The organism is Acidaminococcus hominis (assembly GCF_900291475.1).
Taxonomy (GTDB): Bacteria; Bacillota; Negativicutes; order Acidaminococcales; family Acidaminococcaceae; genus Acidaminococcus; species Acidaminococcus hominis.
Map to the genome: position 1 here is coordinate 1 of NZ_OLMM01000023.1, position 846 is coordinate 846.

The 846-nt window shown below is 54.1% G+C and carries 1 protein-coding gene; it reads right to left on the bottom strand.

The features are described 5' to 3' along the window. Nucleotides 1–10 precede the first annotated feature (10 nt). Entirely contained in the window at nt 11–826 is an 816-nt protein-coding gene (locus C7E10_RS11920; RefSeq protein ID WP_105326506.1) for a thiamine pyrophosphate-dependent enzyme, read from the bottom strand. Nucleotides 827–846 lie beyond the last annotated feature (20 nt).

An 846-nucleotide genomic window follows, 5' to 3' on the forward strand; every position in this document is an offset into this window, starting at 1 on the left:
TTTTTCATCTTTATCCCTCAACTTCCTGCGCATCGATAATCTTCTTGTAGCTGGTATAGTAGTCTTCCCGGGGCGCATTCTTCAGGCAGCCTACCACCAGTTTCCCAGCCAGTTCTTCTTCCGTCATCTTGGCGGCCTGGGCCACCGTGACGCTCTGGTCGTTCATCAGCTTCATCATCTTGGAAGCTTCGCCCAGCTTGTTGAACTTGCCATAGTGGGTGGGGCAGTCGGACATGACCTCAATCAGGGAGAACCCTTGTACCTGCATCCCTTCCTTAATCAGTTTGCGGATCAGTACGGGATTGTAGACAGTAGCACGGCCTACATAGGAAGCACCTGCCGCAATGGCCAGCTTGCAGATATCGAAATTCTGTTCTACATGGCCGTAGGGAGAGGTTTGGGTAATGCTGTGGGTAGGGGTAGTGGCGGAATACTGGCCGCCGGTCTGCCCATAGTTGTAGTTGTTGGAGATAATGGCCGTTACGTTGATGTTACGCCGGGCTGCATGGATCAGATGGTTGCCGCCAATGGTGGTACCATCCCCATCACCCATGGTGCACAGCACGTGCAGGTCCGGGTTGCCCAGGGCTACGCCCGTAGCAGCTGCCAGGGCACGGCCATGGGTTACGTGCATGCAGTTGATGTCCAGATAGTCGTCCACACGGCCAAAGCAGCCGATGCCGCTGACCAGGGCAATATCATGCTTGTCCAGGTCCAGGTCCGCCATGACCTGGGCAATGGATTGCAGGACAATACCGTGCCCGCACCCGGCACACCAGGTATGGGGCAATTTATTGAACAGCATATAATCCTTATACGATTTCATTATTTCGTACCTCCCTTGTA

Coding starts and splice junctions, on each gene's coding strand:
- C7E10_RS11920 (WP_105326506.1), bottom strand. CDS start 826: ATGAAATCGTATAAGGATTATATGCTGTTCAATAAATTGCCCCATACC.